Genomic DNA, 1,512 nt, shown 5'->3' with positions numbered 1-1,512 from the left:
GTCTACAGCTTCGGTACTTATTTTAGCCCCGTTATATTTTCCGCGCAAAATCACTAGACCAGTGAGCTATTACGCTTTCTTTAAAGGATGGCTGCTTCTAAGCCAACCTCCTGGTTGTTAAAGTAACTTCACATCGTTTTCCACTCAAATAAGATTTAGGGACCTTAGCTGGTAGTCTGGGTTGTTCCCCTCTCGACGACGGATTTTATCACTCGCCGCCTGACTGCTGTGATTACACTATAAGTATTCGGAGTTTGATAGGGTTTGGTACATTGGTGTATGCCCTAGCCCATTCAGTGCTCTACCCCTTATAGCTACTACACAACGCTATACCTAAATATATTTCGGAGAGAACCAGCTATCACGAAGTTTGATTGGCCTTTCACCCCTATCCACAAGTCATCCGGAGCCGTTTCAATGGCCGTCGGTTGGGTCCTCCACTAGTTCTTACACTAGCTTCAACCTGCTCATGGATAGATCACTTCGTTTCGGGTCTGCAGCATCTGACTTATCGCCCTATTAAGACTCGCTTTCGCTACGGCTTCACGTTAGCTTAACCTTGCCAGACACCACAACTCGCAGGCTCATTATGCAAAAGGCAGTCCATCACCCTGTATTGCTACATAGGGCTCTGAATGATTGTAAGCAAATGGTTTCAGGTTCTATTTCACTCTGATCACCTCAGTTCTTTTCACCTTTCCCTCACGGTACTTGTACACTATCGGTCAGACATTAGTATTTAGGGTTGGATCGTGGTCGACCCAGCTTCAGACAAGATTTCACGTGTCTCGCCCTACTCAGGATACTGCTAAGTAAAGTAAAGATTTTATGTACGGGAGTATCACCCTCTACGCTCAAGCTTTCCAACTTGTTCTACTATCTTTGCTTAGTCTTTGTTGCAGTCCTACAACCCCACTAGTAAACTAGTGGTTTGCCCTCTTACGCTTTCGCTCGCCGCTACTAGCGTAATCTCTATTGATTTCTTTTCCTGTTGGTACTAAGATGTTTCAATTCCCAACGTTCGCTCCATATATGGTAATACATATCTCTATGTATTGGGTTGCCCCATTCGGAAATCTACGAATTAATGCCCCTTGACGGCTCCTCGTAGCTTATCGCAGTCTAGTACGTCCTTCATCGCCTTTGTCTGCCAAGGCATCCACCATTTGCTCTTATTAGCTTACCTTTGTTAATAATGTTATTAATATTTTTACAATTAATAGTATTAATTGAAATATATTTGCATGCATTATTGTTATTGTTTTTAGTATTACTAAAACGCATTACTTCCTTGCTAAAGTTTTTATGTAATTATTAATCTTAATCTTCAAGACGGAAAGCGTCTAAGCTGTGATGCTTAAAAACTTTTTCTTATATATACTTAATATATGTAATAAGAAAGAGATTAAGTATAACTACCTTTAACAAGCTTATGAAATTGTTTTATATTACTTGCTTGTGACTCTTAACATTGATAAATAAAATAACACTAGGTTAGAAACTATATATAAA

Annotated in this window: 1 rRNA gene; it reads right to left on the bottom strand. The window is 40.1% G+C overall.

Annotated features, from left to right (window positions below):
- Window positions 1–1,186: ribosomal RNA gene (locus KJR01_RS09545) — 23S ribosomal RNA — on the bottom strand; the annotation flags it as partial.
- Window positions 1,187–1,512 lie beyond the last annotated feature (326 nt).

Origin of the sequence: Campylobacter sp. 2018MI10 (genome assembly GCF_018501175.1) — a bacterium.
GTDB lineage: Bacteria > Campylobacterota > Campylobacteria > Campylobacterales > Campylobacteraceae > Campylobacter_E.
This window is presented reverse-complemented; position numbering and strand designations above follow the sequence as displayed.